Raw genomic sequence first — 19,655 nt, 5'->3', positions numbered from 1 at the left:
GAGGCCATCCTCATGTACGAGCCGATCCGTACGAAGTCGGTCCACAGCACGCCTGTGCACGCCTCCGACGTCCCGCACCGCACGCGTGAGGAAGAGCTGGACATCCAGCTCGCGGGCCACCTGTCCGCACTCCTCGCCGTGACCGACGAACTGCGCGCCCAGTCCTCGACGCCGGACCTGGAGAAGGCGGCGCACAGCCTGGCCCACCAGGTCACGCGGCTGCGCGGCGGCCGGGTGCCGCTGCGCTCGCACGCGGACGCGGCAAGCCACTCGCCTGTGTCGCTGCACCGCCGGGCCCATGCCCTCGCGGGCCGCGCCCTGCTGGTGGCGGCGTCCCGCGCGGACACGACGTCGGCGATCCTCGCGGCGCAGCGGATGGACGCGCACACGGCGGCGCTCGCCGTCCACTAGTTCCCCCCCACGGGGTCCGCCCCCGAATCGGCCCCGGTCCGCGCGCACCCGCAGCGACGCGCGGGCCGGGTGCCACTTTTTGTGGCTCTGCCGCTGTTTCGGGGATGGCGCGAACGCCCTTTCGTGCAAGGCGGCTGCCTTCAGGTAGGGATGGACGGCTGTTCCCCCGGACGGCGCCCGCGGGTGAGGGTGATGCGGTGAGAGCACGTGCGCGTACCCCCGAAGAACCGCAGGTCACCGGAGCACCCGGCCGTGTCCGGCCTCCCGCCCGTACCGGTCCGGCCTCGCTGATGTCCCTCCAGCGCGCGGTCGGCAACGCGGCGGTGGCAAACATGGTGCGCGGCGGACAGCAGCCTCCCACCGCACTGCCGGCCGTCCAGCGCATGCCCCCGGAAGAGTCACCGGCTCAGGAGCCGCGGTCGGTGTTCGAGTCCGATTCGGAGTCGGAATCCGACTCGGGTTCCGAGGCCACCGCGACCGTCGAGGACACCGAACTGCCGTTCCACAAAAGCCTGAGGGCGCTGCGAACCGTGATCCGGCAGGGCATGAACTCGGCGGAAGCACACGGTAAGCCCTGGACCGTCAAGGCGAAGATCGACCCCGGTGCGCCCTGGACGAGCGCCGAGTTCCGCAACGAGGACGCGGTGGGGCACGTCTGGATCGAGGTGACCTCCCCGCTCGGTGATTCCACCGAGTTCGGGTTCTACCCGCAGGAGCCTTCCCTCCAGAGCGTCCCCGGAGTGATCGTCTGTCCCGACCGGCACGGGGGTGACAAGGAGCAGAAGACGGCGCGTGTCGGGATCGAGGCCGTGCTGCTGGGGTACCACGCGGCGTTCGCCAGGACGGACGCGACGTACAACCTCGCCACGTACAACTGCGCCGGCTTCGCGTCCGACATCTGGGAATCCATGACCGGCAAACCCCTGCCGAACGGCCTCCTCATCGCCAACCCGGCGTCCGCGTCGGAGTCGGTCAGGACCGAACGTGAACTGCGCGAAGCGTTCGCCGGACAACAGACGGGCAACGACCTCGAAGACCTCATCGAGATGGCCAGCTCCGGCCTCATCCCGCCGGCCCTGTGACGGGGTCCGGTCCAGAGGGGGCGGTCTCATGGCGAGCGAAGCTTGCGGCGTGGGTCGCCGAGCCGCACAGCTACGAGGTCCCGGAGTAGGTCGGCTACGGCATGCCGGGCGCCGGCCGGTGTGGCCGTTGCCTGACCCGGCATCCCGCTCGTGGGCGTGGGCACTAGCCGTTGTAGCGCCCGCTCCCGCCGTAGGTCCCTTCGTCACTGCTGCTGTAGTAGGCGCCCGCTTGGCCGCCGCCTCCGCCGTAGCCACTGTAGGAGCCTTAGTAGATGCCGCCGCTGCCGCTGCCACTGCCACTGCCACCGCCGCCACCGGCGCCACCGAGCTCGCCGCCGCCCGTACCGGCGCCGATACCGGCGGCGTAGCCGCTGCCCCAGGAGCCGTCGCTTCCGCCCGTGGCGGGGTTGGCGTCGGCGTCAGGGTCCCAAGCGTGGTGGGTGGATCGGTGTGCGGTCCCTGAAGGAAGGGCGGTTCTCGTGGTGGGGACGCTGTAGCTCTTCGCCTCTGCGTGGGTGGCGGCTGTGGCGGTGGCGGTCGGCGCCGTGAGGAGCAGTGAGAGGAAGGCTGTGGTGGCGAGCTTTCGCATGGTCATGTCCTTCGCGTCCCAGGTCATCGGGTGACGGTGAAGTCGATGGGGTCCCTCTGGTCGGCGACTTCGATCTTGCCGATGATGCGGGTGACCCGGGTGCCGGTGCAGGAGAGGTCCGTGGACCAGCCGTGTCCGGCGTAGGAGGGGAAGAGGATCTTTCCGCGGCCGGAGGCGTTGGAGCGGATCTCCAGGTTGCCAATGGCGAAGCGGGAGTCACCGGCGCCACCGGCGATCTCCACCTTGACCAGGTTGCTGCCGAGCAGTTGGGGGGTGATGGTCAGGGGTCGGTCGATGCCGTTGTGGGTGGCGCTGCCAGTGAACGCGATGTCGAGGCCGCTGACGCCGGTGTAGTCGGCGACCGCTCCGCCGCACACGTTCACCACCGGCGCCGCGCCTGCCGGGGTGGTCGCGACGAGACCGGCGAGCAGAGCTGAGCCGCACAGGGCGGCAAGCACACGGGACTTGACCATGGGACACCTTTCGAGGGGGCACTCTTCTCCGCAGCAGAGAAACAACCGAAACGACCTGTTTTCAGGTCAGACACTCCCCGGTCACCCCAAGGGCGTAGATACCGCACTCGAACAGCTGTACCTCCTAGCGCATCGCGCGAGCGCATGAAAAAGGCCACGGCATCAATGCCGTGGCCCTGAGAGTCGTGCGGGGTCTACCCGTGCTGATACGCCACCAGCGAGATCCCCACGTAATGCACCACGAACGCCGCCAGCGTCAGCGAGTGGAACACCTCGTGGAAGCCGAACCAGCGCGGCGAGGGGTTCGGTTTCTTCATGCCGTAGATCACGCCGCCCGCGCTGTAGAGGAGGCCCCCGACGATGACCAGGACCAGGACCGCGATGCCGCCCGCGCGCATGAAGTCGGGGAGGAAGAAGACCGCCGCCCAGCCCATCGCGATGTAGCACGGGGTGTACAGCCAGCGCGGCGCGCCTACCCAGAAGACCCGGAAGAGGATGCCCGCCGCCGCCGCGCCCCAGATGCTCCACAGCAGCCACGTGCCCTTCGAGCTCGGCAGCAGCAGCATCGTCAGCGGCGTGTACGTGCCCGCGATGATCAGGAAGATGTTGGCGTGATCCAGCCGTCGCAGGATGCCGTCCATGCGGGGGCTCCAGTTCCCCCGGTGGTACACCGCGCTCACACCGAACAGCAGGCACGCGGTCAGGATGTAGATCGCGCAGGCGATCCGGGCCTTCGGCGAGTCCGCGAGGGCCGTCAGGAACAGGCCCGCGATCAGGACGGTCGGGAACATGCCCAGATGCAGCCAGCCGCGCAGCTTCGGCTTGATCGGCTCGGCGAGTTGCTGGGCCTGCTGCTTGAGCTGGTGTGGCAGGGAGGGCGCAGTCATACGCGAAATCGTACCTACGGAACCGTAAGTTACGTGTCAGTACGACAACATGACCGGCGCGGAGTGGCCATCCTCTCACGGGCGTTGCGCCCCACGGAAGGGCGTCCGCCGACCCGCAGAATTCCGCCGTTCGCCCCATCCTCGTAGCCCCCTGTTCCCCTCCGTGGTCGCGCGAACACGTGGCGAGCCTCACTCCGCTCATATGTGACGCCCTCTGGACAGATGCGCTGACCCGGCGGATGATCAAATGAGTGCGGACGGCACCGGATGAGCGCCCTTCAGTGAAGCGTCCGGGTCGTGGCCCCCACGGGGCAACAAACAAAAACCCTCGTCCCAGTAGGAGCAATCGTGGCGCGCGACATCGCGGCTCCCCCCACCCCTCACCAGGAGCTCGCCTCCTGGGTGACCGAGATCGCCGAACTGACCCAGCCGGACAGCGTCGTCTGGTGTGACGGATCCGAAGCCGAGTACGACCGACTTTGTGCGGAGTTGGTCGACAAGGGCACGTTCAAGCGGCTCGACCCGATCAAGCGGCCGAACTCCTACTACGCCGCCTCCGACCCGACCGATGTCGCGCGGGTCGAGGACCGGACGTTCATCTGCTCCGAGAAGGAGGAGGACGCCGGTCCCACCAACCACTGGAAGGCCCCCGCCGAGATGCGGGAGATCTTCACGGGTACGCAGGGGGTCTTCCGCGGCTCCATGCGCGGCCGGACCATGTACGTCGTCCCCTTCTGCATGGGCCCGCTGGGCTCCAAGCTCTCCGCGATCGGCGTCGAGATCACGGACTCCGCGTACGTCGCCGTATCGATGCGGACGATGACGCGGATGGGGCAGGCCGTTCTGAACGAGCTGGGGACCGACGGGAAGTTCGTGCGTGCTGTGCACACGCTCGGCGCGCCCCTCGCCCCCGGCCAGGCCGACGTCCCCTGGCCCTGCAACTCCACCAAGTACATCTCCCACTTCCCCGAGACCCGCGAGATCTGGTCGTACGGCTCCGGATACGGCGGCAACGCGCTGCTCGGCAAGAAGTGCTACGCCCTGCGCATCGCCTCCGTCATGGCCCGCGACGAGGGCTGGCTCGCCGAGCACATGCTCATCCTGAAACTGACCCCGCCGCAGGGCGAGGCCAAGTACGTCGCCGCCGCGTTCCCGTCCGCCTGCGGGAAGACGAACCTGGCGATGCTGGAGCCCACCGTCTCCGGGTGGACCGTCGAGACCATCGGCGACGACATCGCGTGGATGCGGTTCGGGGAGGACGGGCGGCTGTACGCGATCAACCCCGAGGCCGGGTTCTTCGGCGTCGCGCCCGGCACGGGCGAGCACACCAACGCGAACGCGATGAAGACGCTGTGGGGCAACTCCGTCTTCACGAACGTGGCGCTGACGGACGACGGTGACATCTGGTGGGAGGGGATGACCGAGGAGACGCCGGGTCACCTCACCGACTGGAAGGGCAACGACTGGACGCCGGCCTCCGACGCACCGGCCGCCCACCCCAACGCCCGGTTCACCGTCCCCGCCTCACAGTGCCCGATCATCGCGCCCGAGTGGGAGGACCCGCGCGGCGTCCCGATCTCCGCGATCCTCTTCGGCGGGCGGCGCGCGTCCGCCGTACCGCTGGTGACCGAGTCCTTCGACTGGAACCACGGTGTCTTCCTCGGCGCGAACGTCGCCTCCGAGAAGACCGCCGCCGCCGAGGGCAAGGTCGGTGAGCTGCGCCGCGATCCCTTCGCGATGCTGCCGTTCTGCGGCTACAACATGGGTGACTACATGGCCCATTGGATCGACGTCGCCAAGGACAAGGACGCGGACAAGCTCCCCAAGATCTACTACGTCAACTGGTTCCGCAAGGACGACGCGGGGCGGTTCGTGTGGCCCGGCTTCGGTGAGAACTCGCGTGTCCTGAAGTGGATCGTGGAACGCCTGGACGGCACGGCGGACGGGGTGAAGACCCCGATCGGCGTCCTCCCGACGAAGGCGTCCCTCGACACGAAGGGGCTCGAACTCGCCGACTCCGACCTGGAGTTCCTTCTCACGGTCGACAAGGAGATCTGGCGCGAGGAGGCGTCCTTGGTCCCGGCGCACCTGAAGACGTTCGGCGACCATACGCCGAAGGAACTCTGGGACGAGTACGAGGCGTTGGTGAACCGCCTCGGGTAACTCCATGATCTCCGCGGCCGGTTCACCGATCAGTCCCTGACCAGACGCGTTCGTCACGAACCGGCCGCGGTACTTACCGGCGAGGCCCTGTACAACGGCGTACGGGGTCGGGCCCACCGCTCCTTCCGTCCGCCCCGACGGATGCGGGTGGTGGGCCTTCGTCATGTCCGGGGGGGGTGGTTCAGGTCGTCACGATCCATGCGACGGTCACGACCCACATGAGCGCTGCGAGGACGACCACGATGGTGCACACGGTCCTCATGCGGGGTCCAGCGTGGACGGGGGCGCGTCCCATTCGGTGCCGCCGCCTTCGGGGCGGACGTACGCCATGAGCTGCGAGCGGCGGTGGGCGGGAGGTAGGTCGGGGTTCTCCCAGGTGATCAAGTCCATGAGGATTCCGGTGCGTTGGCCGTCGGTGACGGTCTTGCCGATGTGTTCAGCGGTGACCACGGGTTGCCTCCCGGGCGCACTCGGGGCAGTTCTTGTAGGGGCAGGGGGTGTAGGCCGGGGTGGGGAGTTCGACCTTGCCGGTCGCGGGGTTGAGGGTGCCGCCGTACTCGGTTCGCCAGTCGGAGTCTTCGGTGCCGTCGAGGAGTTGGACGAGGCGGGGTTCGCCCAGCGCGGTCACGCGGGCGTTCGGGTGCCTCACTTCGACTTCCCGGGGTGGGTGTTGGTGACGTGCATCTTCCAGAGGACGGCGGCGTCGCTGGCGGCGGAGGGGTCGTAGTCCTTGTTCTTGCGGATCATGTGCCTGAACCACTTGTCGACGAACACCTTGCATTCGTCGCAGGCGTCGATGATTTCGGGCTTGATGAATTCCTGGGGGTACGGCGTACTGTTGTTCATCGCCGTTGGTCTCCTGAGGGTCGAGGTTTCTCCTCTTCAGGGAACGACCCATTCCGTAGGTCCCGCTACTGGCATCCTCGTTACAACGGCACCGGGACAAACGGGAGTTAGGCCATGGCCACGACTTACGGCGAGTGGTTGAAGGAAGCGCGGACCGCCAAGGGGTGGACGCAGCAGCAGTTGGCGGATGCCGCGATCATGTCCCGTTCGCACATCGCGGCGATCGAGAACGGGACTCGCTATCCCAGCGAAGAGGACGCCAAGAGGCTTGACCAGGCGCTGGGTACGGGGAATGTGCTGGCTACTTTCCGGCCGGGGCAGAAAGGTGACGTCCCCGACTGGTTCGAGCGTGCGCGGCAGTTGGAGCAACAGGCAACGAACATCCGTGTCTTCGGGCTGTCGTACGTCCCCGGTCTTCTGCAAACCGAAGAGTACGCAAGGTCTGTCATTGACTCCGGATACCCCCGCCGGAGTGAGGATGAGCGTCACAAGGCCGTTGTGACACGGCTTGAGCGGGCCAAGCTGCTGGAGGACCCGCTGACCCCGGAACTATGGGCGTTGTTGGATGAGGCGGTCATCAGGCGTCCCGTCGGAGGCCCCAGGGTCATGGCAGACCAGCTGGCACACATCGTGGCGCTTGCCGAGTCTGGGCGGATCAGGGTCAACGTGCTGCCGTTCGGTACACCGCACTCGTTGCTGGCGGGCCTGGCAATGCTGATGTGGTTCGCGGATCAGCCACCCGTTGCGTATACCGAGGGCCTGCGTACAGGGACGGTGCATGACTCCCCCGCCATGGTTGAGGAGATTCAAGGAGCCTACGCTCTTGCCTTGAGCGAAGCCCAACCGCTCCAGCAATCCCTAGCCCTGCTGAGGGCGACAGAGAAGGAATACAGGCAACATGGCTGAGCAGCGCATATCGGACGCATCCACTCTGAGTGGATGGCGCAAGTCCTCGTACAGTGGGGCGGCCGGAGGCGAGTGCGTTGAGGTCTTGGACGGCTACGCGCCTGGCGTGCCAGTCCGGGACAGCAAGAACCTCAGTGGCCCAGCCGTGATCGTCCCGGCGGACCCCTGGACCTCGTTCCTGGAAGCCGTCAAGCACGGACAACTCTGACGACGGCTTCCGTCTGTGCCGCTGCCAGGAGCCGGAGCCCCTTTTCCGAGGGGCTGTCCGGCGGGGCGGTCCAGATGACGATGTGCTGGTCAGGTGCGGTGGAGCTGGTCAGCGTGTCCCAGTCGAGGGTGACGGTACCGGCGACAGGGTGATGGAAGATCTTGTTGCCGGTGCCCTGGACGGCGACTTCGCGGTTCTGCCACCAGCGCTGGAAGTCGGCATGCGGGGCCATGCGTTCCAGGAGGTGCTGGAGGCGAGGGGCGTCGGGGTGGTGCGCGGTGTGCATGCGCAGATAGGCCACGCAGGCATGGGCGCCTGCGGGCCAGTCCTCGTAGCGGGCGCGCAGAGTGGGGTCGTTGAACAGGAGCCAGACGTAGTTGCGGTCGGCTTCGGGGACCTGTGCGAAGTCGGTGAGGAGGGCGGCTGCGAGCTGGTTCCAGGCCAGGACGTCCATGGTGTCGGACAGGACCACGGCGGGTGACTCGGTGAGCTGGTCGAGAAGCCTGCGGCAGTGCTCGGTGATCTCCCGGCCGGAGCGGGCGGGCGGTTCGCTTCGACGGCCGGCGAGCTCGAAGAGATAGGCGCGCTGGTCACCGGTGAGGCGCAGCGCGCGGGCGATGGCTTCCAGGACGGGAACGGACGCCTGCATGCGGGCCTGCTCGACGCGGGTGTAGTAGTCGGTGCTGATCGCGGCGAGCTGGGCGACTTCCTCGCGGCGCAGGCCCTTCACCCTCCGCCGGGTTCCGGTGTCGGGCAGACCGACCTGGAGGGGGTCCAGGTCGGCCCGGCGGGCCTGGAGGAAGACGCCCAGTTCTTTCGGGTCACCGTGGCCGCTGTTCATGGTTCCAGTGTGACCCCGTCCGCCCAGGAGGCGAGGATGCGCAGCGCGTCGTGGGAGGGGGAGCCGGGTTCGGCGGTCCAGACGACGAGGTGCTGGTCGGCGTCGACGGTAGGGGCGAGGGTGTCCCAGTCGAGGGTGAGCTCGCCGACGACCGGGTGCCGCAGGACCTTGGTGCCGACGCCGCGCGCCGCGACGTGGTGGGCGGCCCACCAGCTGCGGAAGTCGGCGTCCCGGACCGACAGCTCGCCGACGAGCCCGGCGAGACGCGGGCTGCCGGAGTCGCGCGCCGCTTCCCTGCGCAGCTGGGCCACGCAGGCATGGGCGACGTTCTCCCAGTCGGCGTACAGCTCTCGCATGGCGGGTTCGGTGAAAAGCAGGCGTATATAGTTCCGATGCTTTTGTGGAACCTTGGAGAAATCGGTGATGAGAGCAGCCGCGAGGGGATTCCAGGCGAGAATGTCCATGCGGCGGCCCAAGACGATTCCCGGGGTGGTGCCCAGGTCGGCGAGGAGCCTTCTCAGGCGGGGCTGCACTTTCTGTGCGGTGCGGCGCGGCGGGCAGGCCGCGGGGCGGCCGGCGAGTTCGAGCAGGTAGGCGCGCTGGTCGTCGTCCAGGTTCAGGACGCGGCCGAGGGTGTCGAGTACGGGCGCGGACGCCTGCATACGGCCCTGCTCCAGGCGGGTGTAGTAGTCGGTGCTGATGGCGGCGAGCACGGCGACCTCCTCGCGGCGCAGCCCGTGGACACGGCGGCGGCCACCGGTCTCGGGCAACCCGACCGCGCCGGGGCTCAGCTCGGCCCGGCGGGCTTTGAGAAAGGCTCCGAGTTCGTCACGGCGCGCACTGGTGGTCATGGTCGCCAGTGTGTACCCGAACGCGACTTCGGTGTCAGGGATATTTTTATCCCTGGATAGACCGCTCCGAGGATGAAAGTGTCCTCTGGTGACGGAACGCGGCACGTGCGAACGTATTTCATGTGACCGAGCGGGAATCACTTGCGGACCGATACGAATTTCCGGTTCCAGGATTTCCACGTCACAAATTTCTCCGTAATGAAGGAGCTGGATGCCGATGCCCGCCATCGAACGCGTCCTCGTCGTAGGGGCCACCGGCCGCACCGGACGTCACGTCGTCACTGCGGCGACCGCCCGGGGTCTGACCCCGGTGGCGCTTGCCCGCGACGAGTCCCGTGCCCGAAAAGTCCTGCCGGCCGGCACCGAGATCGTGACCGGCGACCTCACCGCCCCGGACACCCTCGTCAAGGCGGTCGCCGACATCGGCGCGGTGATCTTCGTCCACGGCTCGGACGACGACTCCCGCCCCGAGTCCTTCGAGCGCACCGACTACGGCGGCGTCGCGAACGTACTGACCGCGCTCGGCGACCGCCGCCCGCGGATCGTCCTGCAGACGACGATCTTCGTCACCCGCCGGGACCACCACTTCAACGACAGCGGCCATGCCCTGGACTGGAAGCGCCGCTCCGAACGCCTCGTCCGCCTCAGCGGTGCCCCGTACACCGTCGTCCGTCCGGGCTGGCTGGACGCCGGCGAGGGCGGGGCGCACCTGCGGATCGAGCAGGGAGACACCGGCGAGGCCGGCATCGGCCGCGACGTCCTGGGCGCGCTCCTGGTCGAAGCGCTCCTCGACGACACCGCGCTCGGCCGGACTTTCGAGGTCTTCTCCGGCCCCGGCCCCGCCACCACGGACTTCACCGCCCTGTTCACCGAAGCCGCTCCGGACGAGCCCGGAGCCCTCGACGCGGTCGAGGACAGCCCCGGCATGCCGCTGGCCGACGAACCGGCCCGCGTCCGCGACGACCTCGCGCACCTGCGCACTTCTTGAGACCACCGCACCACACAGGAGCACCACGATGGAAGCCATCACCTTCCCCAACGGCCAGATCACCATGGCGGGCAGCCTCTACCTGCCCGAGGGCCTCGACCGCACCACCCGCCACGCCGCGATCGTCGTCGTCCACCCCGGCGGCGGCGTCAAGGAGCAGGCCGCCGGCCTGTACGCGAGCAAGCTCGCCGAGCAGGGCTTCGTCGCCCTCGCCTTCGACGCCTCCTTCCAGGGCGACAGCGGCGGCGAGCCGCACCACCTGGAGGACCCCTACGCCCGTGTCGACGACGTCCGCGCCGCCGTCGACCACATGCAGACCCTCGACTTCGTCGACCCCGAGCGGATCGGCACCCTCGGTATCTGCGCCGGCGCCGGCTACAGCGTCAACGCCGCCATGACCGACTACCGCATCAAGGCCCTGACCACCGTCAGCGCCGTCAACATCGGCACCAACTTCCGCCGTGGCTGGTACGGCACCGACTCCGACGCCGCCGCCGTCCCCACCCTCCAGGCCGTCGCCCGGCAGCGCACCGCCGAAGCCTCCCAGGGCGCCGAGCCCACCTACCTGCCCTACGTCCCGGCCGAGCCCGACGAGAACACCCCGCGCGACCTGGTGGAGGCCGGCGAGTACTACCTCACCCCGCGCGCCCAGCACCCCAACGCCAAGAACAAGTTCCTCTTCACCAAGAGCGTCTCGCGGATCTTCACCTTCGACGCCTTCCACCTGGTCGAGGACCTCCTCACCCAGCCCCTCCTCGTCGTCGCCGGCAGCGAGGCCGGATCGCTGTGGATGTCCACCGAACTCCACGGCCGCGCCCGCACCGCCAAGAAGCTCCGCATCGTCGAGGGCGGCACGCACATGGACTTCTACGACGTCCCCAAGTACGTCGACCAGGCCATCGCCGAGGCCGTCCCGTTCTACGCCGAGCACCTGGCGGCCGAGCCGGCCGACCAGGGCTGACAGCCATGAGCAGCGTCCCAGAGTCGTCGAGACCGCGGCGGGAAGTGTCTCCGTCGGAGCTGTTCTACGACCTCGTCTTCGTCTTCGCGGTCTCCCAGCTCTCCCACCACCTCCTGGAGCACCTCACCTGGCGCGGCGCCGCCGAGACGGGCGTCCTGCTGGTGGCGGTGTTCGGCACGTGGGCCTACACCAGCTACGAGGCCACCCTCCTCGACGTCCACCGCGACGTCACCCGGTGGATGATCGTCATCGTCATGGGCCTCGGGCTGTTCATGAACGCCACGATCCCCGGCGCCTTCGACGACCGGGCCTGGGCGTTCGTGATCCCGCTCCTCGCGATCCTGTTCTTCGCGGGCGCCGTGACCGCTCTGGCCGGCCGCACCGACGCTCTGCGCGAGCACTTCCGCCGCACCCTGGTCTGGATGGCGGTGTCCGCCCCGCTGTGGATCATCGGCGCCGCGGCCGGCTCCGGACCCCGGCTGTGGTGGTGGGCGGTCGCGGCCCTGATCGACCTCACCGGCACCTGGCTGGCCCACCCGCTGCCCGGCCGGACCCTCAGCGGCCGTGAACTCGCCTTCGACGCCGACCACATGCTCGAACGCCTCCGCCTGTTCTTCATCATCCTGCTCGGCGAAACCGTCCTCACCGCCGGCCGCACCCTGTCCGAAGCCCCCGTCGACGTCCCCAACGTGCTCGCGACCGCCGCGGTCTTCATCGCTCTGGTGTGCCTGTGGGCCGCCTACTTCGGGGGCGGCGAGGACGTCGTCACCGGCTCCGTCGCCAACAGCCCCGATCCCGTCCGGTCGGTCCGGCTCGGAGTCAACAGCGCCTATCTGGTCCTGGCCGCTCTGGTCGCCCTCGCCGTCGGCAGCGAACTCGCCATCGCCCACCCCACCGGCCACGGCTCCGCCGGCCTCGCCCTCCTCCTCTTCGGCGGTCCCGCCCTCTACCTCGCCACCACCGCCTGGTTCTTCGGCACCACCGCCGGCGGCGCCTGGAAGGAACGCCTCCTCGCCGCCGCCGTCCTCGCCGCAGCGGGCGTGGTCGCCATCTGGCTCCCTCCCCTGGCCTCCCTGGCCGTCCTCGACCTCATCCTCGTCGTCACCGCCACCGTCCTCACCCGAGCACACCGGCTGCTGACCTCCAAGCAAAGAGACAGTCAAGCCCGATTGACAGCAACCACCTTTTGAGAGCTACTCTCATTTCATGGACACTGTCACTCCAGACCCCCGCCGCTGGTGGGCCCTCGGCGCGCTCGTCGCCAGCATGCTCACCCTCGGCTTCGACCTCACGATCCTCAACGTCGCCCTGCCCACGATGGCCGGAGACCTCGGCGCGTCGACCGGACAGCAGCAGTGGATGGCCGACGCGTACGTCGTCGTCTTCGCCGCGCTGATGCTCCCCGCAGGGCTCCTCGGCGACCGGTTCGGGCGACGGCGGATGCTGATCGTCGGGCTCGCGCTCTTCCTCGCCGGTTCCGTGGTCGGCGCGCTCGCGGGCGACGTCAACTGGGTCATCGCCGCCCGCGCGTTCATGGGCATCGGCGGCGCCCTGGTCACCCCGCTCGCGCTGTCCGTCCTGCCGTCCCTCTTCGGCGCGGACGAGCGGACGAAAGCCGTCGGCATCATCTCGGCGGCCAGTTCGCTGGGCCTCCCGCTCGGCCCGATCATCGGCGGCTGGCTGCTGAACCACTTCTGGTGGGGCTCGGTCTTCCTCGTCAACGTACCGATGGCCGCGATCGGCATCGCCGCCTGCGTCTTCCTGCTCCCGGAGACGAACGACCCCTCCTCCCCCAAGGTCGACACCGTGTCCGCCGCCCTCACCGCGTCCGGCCTCGGCGCCCTGATCTTCGCGATCATCGAGGCCCCGACGCGCGGCTGGGGCGACCCGCTGATCGTCGCGATGTTCGCGCTGTCGGCCGTACTCCTCACGGGCCTGGTCCTGCGCGAACGGGGCATGTCCCGGCCGATGTTGGACATGTCCCTGCTCTCCCAGCGCGGCTTCCTCTTCAACACGCTCGCCGCGACGCTGGTGATGTTCGTGCTGTCCGGCCTGCTGTTCGTCCTCCCCCTGTACCTCCAGACCGTCCTCGGCAACGACGCGCTCGGTACGGGCGTACGGCTGCTGCCGATGATGGGCGGCCTGCTCATCGCCGCGCGCGCCGCGCAACCCGTCGTGGAGCGGTTCGGCTCGCGGGCGGTGGTCAGCGCCGGACTCGCGGTGCTGGCGTTCTCCGCGCTCCTCGGGAGCCGTACGACGGTGGACTCCGGGTACGGGTTCACCGCGCTGTGGCTCTCCATCACCGGCCTCGGCTTCGGCTTCTCCGTCGTCCCCGCCATGACCGGCGCGCTCGGCGCCCTGCCGCGTGAGCGCGCGGGCAGCGGGTCGGGGCTGCTGATGACGCTGCGCCAGGTCGGCGCGGCGATCGGCATCGCGCTGCTCGGCAGCCTCCTCGCGAGCGACTTCCGCGACCGGCTCGACGTGACGGGACTGCCGTCCGGCCTCGCGCACACGGCCGGGGAGTCCGTCGTAGCGGCGCATCTGGTGGCGGAGAAGGCCGGGGTTCCCGGTCTCGGTGCTTCCGCGAACAGTGCGTACGTCCATGGCATGAACCTCGCGCTGCTGGTGTGCGGCGTCTGCGCGCTGGGCGCGGCGCTGCTGGCGGCGGCGTTCCTGCCGGGGGCCAAGGCCGAGCCGCCCGCAACGACGGACGTGGTTCCTGACCAGGCCGATGCACGACAATGAGGTACATGGCACACCTCTCCCTAGACGCCGGTTCCCCCCTCGGTCTGCGCGAACGGAAGAAGATCAAGACCCGGACGGCGATCCGCACCGCGACGTACGCCCTCGTGAAGGAACAGGGGTACGACGCGACCACGATCGAGCAGATCGCCGAACGCGCCGAGGTGTCGCCGTCCACGGTCTTCCGGTACTTCCCGACCAAGGAGGACATCGTCCTCACGGACGAGTTCGACCCGCTGCTGCTGGCAGAACTCGCGAAGCGTCCGCTGGACGAGCCGTGGATGACGTCGCTGCGGCACATCATGCGGCTGGCGGTCGGAGCGGGGCTCGCGGAGGGGGAGGCCGAGAACACCCGCCTGCGCTCCCACCTCCTCGCCCATGTCCCCGCCGTACGCTCCCGGATGCTGGAGAGCATGTCGGTGACGGGGAAGCTGCTCGCGGACGCGGTGGCCTCCCGGACGGGTCAGGACAAGGACAGCCTGGAGGCCCGGGTGTACACGATGTCGCTGATGGCGGGGCTGTCGGAGATCACGCTGTACTGGGCGGAGAACGACTTCCAGGACGACATGATGGACCTGCTCGACCGCGCGATGGACGTACTGGAGAAGGGTCCGCCGGGGATGCGGCAGCAAACCCCTTGAGCGGACCGGCGAGCGCATCCATGCTGGCCGGGTGACGACCGCACCGCAGATCCACTTCCGAGTCGCCCCCGCCCTCTCCCTCTTCGTCCGCCGCGCCACCACGACCCTGAGGATCGACGGCGTCTCGACGCTGGGCCACGTCGTGGAGTCCGCCGGAGTGCCCCTCACGGAGGTGGGGGCGCTGCTGGTGGACGGCCGTGAGGTGCCCGCCTCGTACGTCCCCTCCCCCGGCGAGTCGGTGGAGGTGCGGGCGCATGTCCTGCCCCAGCGGGTCCCGGGCGCGCCCCTGCGTTTCCTCCTCGACGTCCACCTCGGCACCCTCGCGCGGCGGCTGCGGCTGCTGGGCGTGGACACGGCGTACGAGTCGACGGACATCGGCGATCCCGCGCTGGCGTCCCGCTCGGCGGCCGAGAAACGCGTGCTGCTGAGCCGGGACCGGGGGCTGCTGCGGCGGCGCGAGCTGTGGGCGGGGGCGTACGTCTATGACACGTCGCCCGGCACGCAGCTCCGCGAGACGCTCACGCGGTTCGCTCCCACGCTGTCCCCCTGGACCCGGTGCACCTCCTGCAACGGGCTGCTCCGGCCGGCGACGAAGGAGGAGGTCGCGGACCGGCTGCGGGAGGGGACGCAGGCTTCGTACGACGTGTTCGCGCAGTGTGGGGAGTGCGGGAAGGCGTACTGGAAGGGGGCGCACCATGAGCAGTTGGAGGCGATCGTGGCGGAGGCGGTGAGTTTCCGGGGGGAGCCGGGCTGAGCGTGGCTCTGGTCGCCGGAGTCGTTCACGGAACCCCGGGAACGGGGCGTGCCGGTGCTCACGCCTCTCTGATGATCACGCGGCTCCCGCAGAGCTTCGACCAGTCGTCGCGGTCGGAGGTCAGGACGATCACGGGGGCCGAGGCACGGAGTGCGAGCGCGGCGACGAGAGCGTCGATCGCGTACTTGTGCCCGTGCAGCCCACCTGCGTCCCGAAGGAGCGTCACTGCGGTCAGGGAATCCTCCTGGCTGACCGGTTCCACGCGCAGCCGGGAGAGCACCCACTTCAAGCGCGCCAGGTCGGTCTTCCCCTGCGCAGCTTCAACGATGGTCAGCACAGACACGAGGACGGGCACTCCGGCCTGCCGGGATGCCTCGATGCGAGCTGCCATCCTCCGGTCGTTGCGCAGGAGCAGAGAGAGCGCCTCGGAGTCGAGCACCAGCGAGCGGGCCGACTGTTCTTTCACGCAGCGCCTCGCTGGACACCCTCGGCGTTCTCGTCGCCGAACAGGTCGCGACGAGCCGCTTCGATCTCCTGCTCCGTAAGCACGCCGTGCTCTTCCTCGTGGGCCGCGACGATCTCGGCGAGCCCATCCATGGCGAGCTGGTGTCTGACGGCCTCGGTGATGTAGCTGGACAGGCCGCGCCGGCCTGTCCGAGAGCGGAGTTCGCTGACCAGTTCAGCCGGCATGGATACGGAGATGTTCTCGGTGTTTCCGGCTCGGGTCGACTTCATAGCCCCAGTGTAAGACACCATCTATTACAGAGCGTGGGCTTTCGGCACTCCGCGCCTGCCCGCCGGGAGGCAGTTCTGTCGCAGCGCTCGCCCGACTCCGGAGTCGGGCGAGCGCTGCGCCTCAGCCGCCATGCTCGCGCAGTAGTTCGATCATGTTGCGGAGCATCGGTATCGCCGAATCGCCGGCCTTGTCCTTGTCGTTGAAGTGCATCAGCTCGTTGCGGATCTCTCGTAGCTCGTCGAGGCGGGCCGTGAAAGCCTTGCGGTCCAATGGCCAGTCCAGCCTGTCCCACTGCTTCTGATTGCTCAGAACTTGCTGGTAATCCCCGAAGGACAGCTGGTCGAAGGCAGTGAGCTTCCGGAGCCCGTCCGGATCGCAGAGCGTGATCACCTCGGTAAGCTCCAGAGTTCGCGAGATGACCCGGCGCAGTTGCCGGTCGAGGTCACCAATGAGCAGGAACGGCCGGGCCGTGGCGCCGTATTCGGCGGCTACGTCGGCGACGGTGATGATTCCGGCGATCTGATTCATCTGATCCTTGACCAGGAGGAAGCCGAACCGCTCCAGGTCCGGCAAGACGTCGATCAGGTGTTCGGCGTAGCTGACTGCGTGAGCATCGACGATGGCATCCGCGAAAGGGGCTGCGGCGTCCGCGTAGCGCGCTCGTGCGATGGATTCCCAGGTGACGGCCCCCCGTAGATTCCGGGGTCCGTTCAGGACCGGCAGTTGCGAGTACCCGTTGAGCCGCATCTTTGTGAACGCCTCCTCGAAGCTCGCCGAGGAGGGCACCGACACCACTCCCTTGAGCGCCGAGGGCAGGTTGCCGACCGTTTGCCCCTGGACCGGCTCATCCTCGTCCTCTTGGCCGCCGGAGGTGGTGGTGGGCCCTGATGTGCCGGTCGCCCTCGGCTCCTGCCCCGCCACCGGCTCCTGCTCAGCCGTTTCCTCCTCCGTGTCCTCCCCGTCCTCGGTGTCCCCGGAGGGTCCGGTCAAGGCGACTCGGTCGTCGATCCCCACAGCTTCGAAGTCCGGCACGGTGGACAGACCGTGGTTGGCCAATTCGGCGGCTACCTGCTCGGTGACCAGGTAGCCGCGCCGGGATGCCCCCCACCAGCCCAGCAGATCCCTCACAGTGAGAGTGATCGGCGTGTCGGCGTCAGCCTGCCTCCGCGCGTTCTTCAACCGGACGTGCCGGGCGGCGGAGCCCTCCGCCGCGACGTTGCCGGAAGACGGCAGCTCCGCCACTGTATCCAGGAGCTTCTGTCTCAGAACGTCCAGCAGGGTGCCGTCGTCCAGTGCCCAGGCCGTCCACCCGTCATGAGGGCCTCGCCCCGTGGCTGCGGCAGCTGCCGCGGAGGGGGACTTGAAACGCTGGCCGTCGCTCAGCTCGATCCTGCCGTCCTCGGTCACCCGGGCGCGGTGTGCCTCTCCGGATCGCTTACGCCAGAACGTGAGCTGCGCCCCAGGGGTCAGCAGGCCCGCGTTGACAAGGTCGGAGACCAGCACTCTCCGTCCCTCGATCAGATAGGAGGCTCGCCCCAGAGACTCGTCCTCACCTTTGCCCAGCGTGGAATCGATCATCGGCGTCTTCCCCCAGCTCGGTCCCGCCTCGAAGTGCTCAGATCATTACAGAGGCGCACTTTGTGCTGCTGTTGATTTCGAATAACTCGTCCGTCAGCGCGCGACGCCTCTGACGGACGAGGACCCTGCCGGCCGGACGCGCGCGATCCGCCATACCGGCGTACCTCTCGGCATCCACCCCGAAGTCCTGCGGGGACCTGGGGCAATCGCGTCGAGACCGACGAAGGCGTACGCCCCAGCACCACCAGCCAGGACGCCGCCCGCATCGCCGAACTGGAACGGGGGGGGGAACCGGGAGTTGAAGCGGGCGAACTCGATACCGAAATCCGCCTCGGCTTCCTTCGCCGCGGAGCTGGACCACCCGTCGCGATGAAGGTCGCCTACATCGACCAGTACGAGGAAGCGTTCGGCGTCCAGCCGATCTACGACCCCTCAAGAACCGACGCCGAGATCATGCCGAGCACCCGCTACGGCGCCTACAGTGCCCCCGAGATCCACGCCGCGCTCCTGCGGAAAGGGCTCACCCTCGCGCGGTGCACGGTCGAACGGCTCATCTGCGCGGCCAGCCTGCGCGAGGTGATCCAAGCCTTAAACCCGCGCACAACCTGCCCCCCGAGACCAGGGCTCCGTCAAGTTCCGTGATTGCGTGGAGGGTTGGCGATCAGGCCGGTAGGGGCGGACAGCAGAGCAGGCACGGGGGTTCGTGATCATTGTGGTGTCGAAGCCAGATGATCACGAGGACGTCCCGTGCCTGCTGTTGCATCTTCCCCTATCCCTGCCGTGCTGGAGAAGCTGGGTCCGCTGGATGCGGACCGGATCGCTGACCTGCGTCCCTACCTCGAATCGGTTCCGGATCCGCGCTCGCGCCGGGGCCGGTGGTACTCGCTGACGGCGATCTTGCTGGTGTGTGCCTGCGCGGCCGTCTGCGGAGCGAAGAGCATCGACGAGCTCGCCGAGTTCGGCGAGCGGGCCACGAACTCGCTGCTGGCATCCCTCGGGGTACGCCGTCACCTGCTCGGCTGGCGGCGCAGCCCCAGGCCGGTCACTCTCGGACGCGTTCTTTCGGCACTTGACGGCGACGCCCTGGACCAGGCTGTGGGCGCCTACCTGGCCGACCGGCACCGCATCACCGCGTCCGCGGAAGTGCCCGAGGCCCGATCGCGGCAGGTCATCGCCGTGGACGGCAAGGCCCTCAGGGGCTCAGCCCGCCTGGCCGCGCCGCGCCGTCACCTGCTCTCGGCGGTCACCCACGACCGCGTCGCCACGATTGCCCAGGTCGAGGTCGGTGCGAAGACCAACGAAGTGCGCCACTTCAAGCCCCTGCTGGCGCCACTCGACCTCGCCGGCACCGTCGTCACCTTCGATGCCCTCCACTCGGTGAAGGCCAACATCACCTGGCTGGCCGAGACGAAGAAGGCCCACTACATCGCCGTCATCAAGACCAACCAGCCCACCGCCTACGCCCAGCTCGCCGCCCTGCCCTGGACGTCGATCAAGGTCCAGCACACCACCTCCGCCACCGCCCACGGCCGCCGCGAGTCCCGCTCGATCAAGACCTGCGCCATCGCCGACAACCTCGGCGGCATCGCTTTCCCCCACGCCCACCTCGCCATCCGGGTCCACCGCCGCCGCAAGCCCACCGGTCGGCCCGAAACCCGCGAGAACGTCTACGCGGTCACCAGCCTCGCCGCCCACCAAACCCGCCCCGCCGACCTCGCCACCGCCATTCGCGGGCACTGGGGAATCGAAAATTCCTCCCACTACATCCGAGACGTCACGTTCGCCGAGGACGCCTCGACCATTCACGCCGGCACCACGCCCCGCGCCATGGCCACCATCCGCAACCTCGCCATCGGCACCCTGAAGATCCTCGGAGCCGACAACATCGCCAAGACCACCCGCGCCATCCGCCACGAACCCGAACGAGCACTCGCCATCCTGGGCATCACCAACACCCCGGACACTCACGGAACTTGATCGAGCCCTGCCCCGAGACCG

The 19,655-nt window shown here is 68.7% G+C and carries 24 protein-coding genes; 13 read left to right on the top strand and 11 right to left on the bottom strand.

Features of this window, described 5'->3' with window-relative positions; all coding sequences use genetic code 11:
- The first annotated feature begins 12 nt into the window (after positions 1–12).
- Both J8M50_RS30590 and J8M50_RS30585 read left to right on the top strand, forming a co-directional pair.
- Positions 13–411 (top strand): SCO4983 family protein, encoded by a 399-nt coding sequence (locus J8M50_RS30590; protein WP_010352714.1) that lies wholly within the window; start codon positions 13–15, stop codon positions 409–411.
- Between the two features lie 197 nt (positions 412–608).
- Positions 609–1,493, top strand: coding sequence for a hypothetical protein (locus tag J8M50_RS30585; protein WP_141655570.1), 885 nt, complete (start codon positions 609–611; stop codon positions 1,491–1,493).
- 265 nt (positions 1,494–1,758) lie between these two features.
- Here J8M50_RS30585 and J8M50_RS30580 read toward each other — a convergent pair whose 3' ends face one another.
- The 3 genes from J8M50_RS30580 to trhA form a co-directional block, all read right to left on the bottom strand.
- Positions 1,759–2,109: a hypothetical protein gene (locus tag J8M50_RS30580; protein WP_010352712.1), complete on the bottom strand. Its 351-nt coding sequence runs from the start codon at positions 2,107–2,109 to the stop codon at positions 1,759–1,761.
- Positions 2,106–2,555 carry a hypothetical protein gene (locus tag J8M50_RS30575; protein WP_010352711.1) on the bottom strand — a complete coding sequence of 150 codons (450 nt, stop codon included), beginning with the start codon at positions 2,553–2,555 and terminating at the stop codon, positions 2,106–2,108. Before J8M50_RS30575 ends, J8M50_RS30580 begins: the two co-directional genes overlap by 4 nt.
- A gap of 194 nt (positions 2,556–2,749) precedes the next feature.
- Positions 2,750–3,442 carry a PAQR family membrane homeostasis protein TrhA gene (gene trhA / locus J8M50_RS30570; RefSeq protein WP_010352710.1) on the bottom strand — a complete coding sequence of 231 codons (693 nt, stop codon included), beginning with the start codon at positions 3,440–3,442 and terminating at the stop codon, positions 2,750–2,752.
- A gap of 348 nt (positions 3,443–3,790) precedes the next feature.
- Here trhA and J8M50_RS30565 point away from each other — a divergent pair, with 348 nt between their 5' ends.
- Positions 3,791–5,605 carry a phosphoenolpyruvate carboxykinase (GTP) gene (locus J8M50_RS30565; RefSeq protein ID WP_010352709.1) on the top strand — a complete coding sequence of 605 codons (1,815 nt, stop codon included), beginning with the start codon at positions 3,791–3,793 and terminating at the stop codon, positions 5,603–5,605.
- 258 nt (positions 5,606–5,863) lie between these two features.
- On the opposite strand, the gene J8M50_RS30560 is transcribed toward J8M50_RS30565, so the two are convergent.
- From J8M50_RS30560 to J8M50_RS30550, 3 genes are read right to left on the bottom strand one after another with little or no spacing between them, the layout of a single operon-like run.
- Positions 5,864–6,055, bottom strand: a complete 192-nt coding sequence (locus J8M50_RS30560) for a hypothetical protein (RefSeq protein ID WP_010352708.1) — start codon at positions 6,053–6,055, stop codon at positions 5,864–5,866.
- Positions 6,042–6,254 carry a hypothetical protein gene (locus J8M50_RS30555; RefSeq protein WP_010352707.1) on the bottom strand — a complete coding sequence of 71 codons (213 nt, stop codon included), beginning with the start codon at positions 6,252–6,254 and terminating at the stop codon, positions 6,042–6,044. Before J8M50_RS30555 ends, J8M50_RS30560 begins: the two co-directional genes overlap by 14 nt.
- Positions 6,251–6,451: a hypothetical protein gene (locus J8M50_RS30550; protein WP_010352706.1), complete on the bottom strand. Its 201-nt coding sequence runs from the start codon at positions 6,449–6,451 to the stop codon at positions 6,251–6,253. Before J8M50_RS30550 ends, J8M50_RS30555 begins: the two co-directional genes overlap by 4 nt.
- 114 nt (positions 6,452–6,565) lie before the next feature.
- On the opposite strand from J8M50_RS30550, the gene J8M50_RS30545 reads away from it, so the two are divergent.
- Positions 6,566–7,357 carry a helix-turn-helix domain-containing protein gene (locus J8M50_RS30545; RefSeq protein ID WP_223786353.1) on the top strand — a complete coding sequence of 264 codons (792 nt, stop codon included), beginning with the start codon at positions 6,566–6,568 and terminating at the stop codon, positions 7,355–7,357.
- A complete protein-coding gene (locus J8M50_RS30540) occupies positions 7,350–7,565 on the top strand; it encodes a DUF397 domain-containing protein (RefSeq protein WP_010352704.1) in 216 nt (71 codons plus the stop codon). Before J8M50_RS30545 ends, J8M50_RS30540 begins: the two co-directional genes overlap by 8 nt.
- Here J8M50_RS30540 and J8M50_RS30535 read toward each other — a convergent pair.
- Positions 7,546–8,406 (bottom strand): helix-turn-helix domain-containing protein, encoded by an 861-nt coding sequence (locus J8M50_RS30535; RefSeq protein WP_010352703.1) that lies wholly within the window; start codon positions 8,404–8,406, stop codon positions 7,546–7,548. The two genes, J8M50_RS30540 and J8M50_RS30535, sit on opposite strands and share 20 nt — an antisense overlap.
- Positions 8,403–9,257, bottom strand: a complete 855-nt coding sequence (locus J8M50_RS30530) for a helix-turn-helix domain-containing protein (RefSeq protein ID WP_010352702.1) — start codon at positions 9,255–9,257, stop codon at positions 8,403–8,405. Before J8M50_RS30530 ends, J8M50_RS30535 begins: the two co-directional genes overlap by 4 nt.
- 217 nt (positions 9,258–9,474) lie before the next feature.
- On the opposite strand from J8M50_RS30530, the gene J8M50_RS30525 reads away from it, so the two are divergent.
- From J8M50_RS30525 to J8M50_RS30500, 6 genes are read left to right on the top strand one after another with little or no spacing between them, the layout of a single operon-like run.
- Positions 9,475–10,245 (top strand): SDR family oxidoreductase, encoded by a 771-nt coding sequence (locus tag J8M50_RS30525; protein WP_029183714.1) that lies wholly within the window; start codon positions 9,475–9,477, stop codon positions 10,243–10,245.
- 28 nt (positions 10,246–10,273) lie between these two features.
- Positions 10,274–11,206, top strand: a complete 933-nt coding sequence (locus J8M50_RS30520; protein ID WP_010352700.1) for an alpha/beta hydrolase — start codon at positions 10,274–10,276, stop codon at positions 11,204–11,206.
- Between the two features lie 44 nt (positions 11,207–11,250).
- The gene (locus J8M50_RS30515) at positions 11,251–12,396 is read left to right on the top strand and encodes a low temperature requirement protein A (RefSeq protein ID WP_010352699.1); all 1,146 of its coding nucleotides are present in this window, start codon (positions 11,251–11,253) and stop codon (positions 12,394–12,396) included.
- A 16-nt stretch (positions 12,397–12,412) separates the two neighbouring features.
- Positions 12,413–13,951 (top strand): MFS transporter, encoded by a 1,539-nt coding sequence (locus tag J8M50_RS30510; protein ID WP_010352698.1) that lies wholly within the window; start codon positions 12,413–12,415, stop codon positions 13,949–13,951.
- 5 nt (positions 13,952–13,956) lie between these two features.
- Complete coding sequence (locus J8M50_RS30505) at positions 13,957–14,589, top strand: TetR/AcrR family transcriptional regulator (protein WP_010352697.1); 633 nt, start codon at positions 13,957–13,959, stop codon at positions 14,587–14,589.
- A 31-nt stretch (positions 14,590–14,620) separates the two neighbouring features.
- Complete coding sequence (locus J8M50_RS30500) at positions 14,621–15,343, top strand: Mut7-C RNAse domain-containing protein (protein ID WP_010352696.1); 723 nt, start codon at positions 14,621–14,623, stop codon at positions 15,341–15,343.
- Between the two features lie 58 nt (positions 15,344–15,401).
- Here J8M50_RS30500 and J8M50_RS30495 read toward each other — a convergent pair whose 3' ends face one another.
- The 3 genes from J8M50_RS30495 to J8M50_RS30485 form a co-directional block, all read right to left on the bottom strand.
- Entirely contained in the window at positions 15,402–15,809 is a 408-nt protein-coding gene (locus tag J8M50_RS30495) for a PIN domain-containing protein (protein ID WP_010352695.1), read from the bottom strand.
- Entirely contained in the window at positions 15,806–16,078 is a 273-nt protein-coding gene (locus J8M50_RS30490; RefSeq protein WP_010352693.1) for a hypothetical protein, read from the bottom strand. Before J8M50_RS30490 ends, J8M50_RS30495 begins: the two co-directional genes overlap by 4 nt.
- Before the next feature lie 121 nt (positions 16,079–16,199).
- On the bottom strand, positions 16,200–17,657 hold the full coding sequence (locus J8M50_RS30485) for a restriction system modified-DNA reader domain-containing protein (RefSeq protein ID WP_010352692.1): 1,458 nt from the start codon (positions 17,655–17,657) through the stop codon (positions 16,200–16,202).
- A 369-nt stretch (positions 17,658–18,026) separates the two neighbouring features.
- Here J8M50_RS30485 and J8M50_RS30480 point away from each other — a divergent pair, with 369 nt between their 5' ends.
- Positions 18,027–18,299: a hypothetical protein gene (locus J8M50_RS30480; protein WP_010361119.1), complete on the top strand. Its 273-nt coding sequence runs from the start codon at positions 18,027–18,029 to the stop codon at positions 18,297–18,299.
- A 138-nt stretch (positions 18,300–18,437) separates the two neighbouring features.
- Positions 18,438–19,634, top strand: coding sequence for an ISAs1 family transposase (locus J8M50_RS30475; protein ID WP_079187963.1), 1,197 nt, complete (start codon positions 18,438–18,440; stop codon positions 19,632–19,634).
- Positions 19,635–19,655: the final 21 nt, after the last annotated feature.

The sequence above is a fragment of the Streptomyces acidiscabies genome (assembly GCF_020010905.1).
Taxonomy (GTDB): Bacteria; Actinomycetota; Actinomycetes; order Streptomycetales; family Streptomycetaceae; genus Streptomyces; species Streptomyces acidiscabies.
The sequence above is the reverse complement of the archived record's forward strand: the minus strand, read 5'-3'. Positions and strand labels throughout refer to the sequence as shown.

Bases quoted from the DNA above. Each gene is read 5' to 3' on its own strand.
- J8M50_RS30590 (WP_010352714.1), top strand. From the start codon at position 13: ATGTACGAGCCGATCCGTACGAAGTCGGTCCACAGCACGCCTGTGCAC.
- J8M50_RS30580 (WP_010352712.1), bottom strand. From the start codon at position 2,109: ATGACCTGGGACGCGAAGGACATGACCATGCGAAAGCTCGCCACCACA.
- J8M50_RS30575 (WP_010352711.1), bottom strand. From the start codon at position 2,555: ATGGTCAAGTCCCGTGTGCTTGCCGCCCTGTGCGGCTCAGCTCTGCTC.
- trhA (WP_010352710.1), bottom strand. From the start codon at position 3,442: ATGACTGCGCCCTCCCTGCCACACCAGCTCAAGCAGCAGGCCCAGCAA.
- J8M50_RS30550 (WP_010352706.1), bottom strand. From the start codon at position 6,451: ATGAACAACAGTACGCCGTACCCCCAGGAATTCATCAAGCCCGAAATC.
- J8M50_RS30545 (WP_223786353.1), top strand. From the start codon at position 6,566: ATGGCCACGACTTACGGCGAGTGGTTGAAGGAAGCGCGGACCGCCAAG.
- J8M50_RS30540 (WP_010352704.1), top strand. From the start codon at position 7,350: ATGGCTGAGCAGCGCATATCGGACGCATCCACTCTGAGTGGATGGCGC.
- J8M50_RS30535 (WP_010352703.1), bottom strand. From the start codon at position 8,406: ATGAACAGCGGCCACGGTGACCCGAAAGAACTGGGCGTCTTCCTCCAG.
- J8M50_RS30530 (WP_010352702.1), bottom strand. From the start codon at position 9,257: ATGACCACCAGTGCGCGCCGTGACGAACTCGGAGCCTTTCTCAAAGCC.
- J8M50_RS30525 (WP_029183714.1), top strand. From the start codon at position 9,475: ATGCCCGCCATCGAACGCGTCCTCGTCGTAGGGGCCACCGGCCGCACC.
- J8M50_RS30520 (WP_010352700.1), top strand. From the start codon at position 10,274: ATGGAAGCCATCACCTTCCCCAACGGCCAGATCACCATGGCGGGCAGC.
- J8M50_RS30510 (WP_010352698.1), top strand. From the start codon at position 12,413: ATGGACACTGTCACTCCAGACCCCCGCCGCTGGTGGGCCCTCGGCGCG.
- J8M50_RS30505 (WP_010352697.1), top strand. From the start codon at position 13,957: ATGGCACACCTCTCCCTAGACGCCGGTTCCCCCCTCGGTCTGCGCGAA.
- J8M50_RS30490 (WP_010352693.1), bottom strand. From the start codon at position 16,078: ATGAAGTCGACCCGAGCCGGAAACACCGAGAACATCTCCGTATCCATG.
- J8M50_RS30485 (WP_010352692.1), bottom strand. From the start codon at position 17,657: ATGATCGATTCCACGCTGGGCAAAGGTGAGGACGAGTCTCTGGGGCGA.
- J8M50_RS30480 (WP_010361119.1), top strand. From the start codon at position 18,027: ATGAAGGTCGCCTACATCGACCAGTACGAGGAAGCGTTCGGCGTCCAG.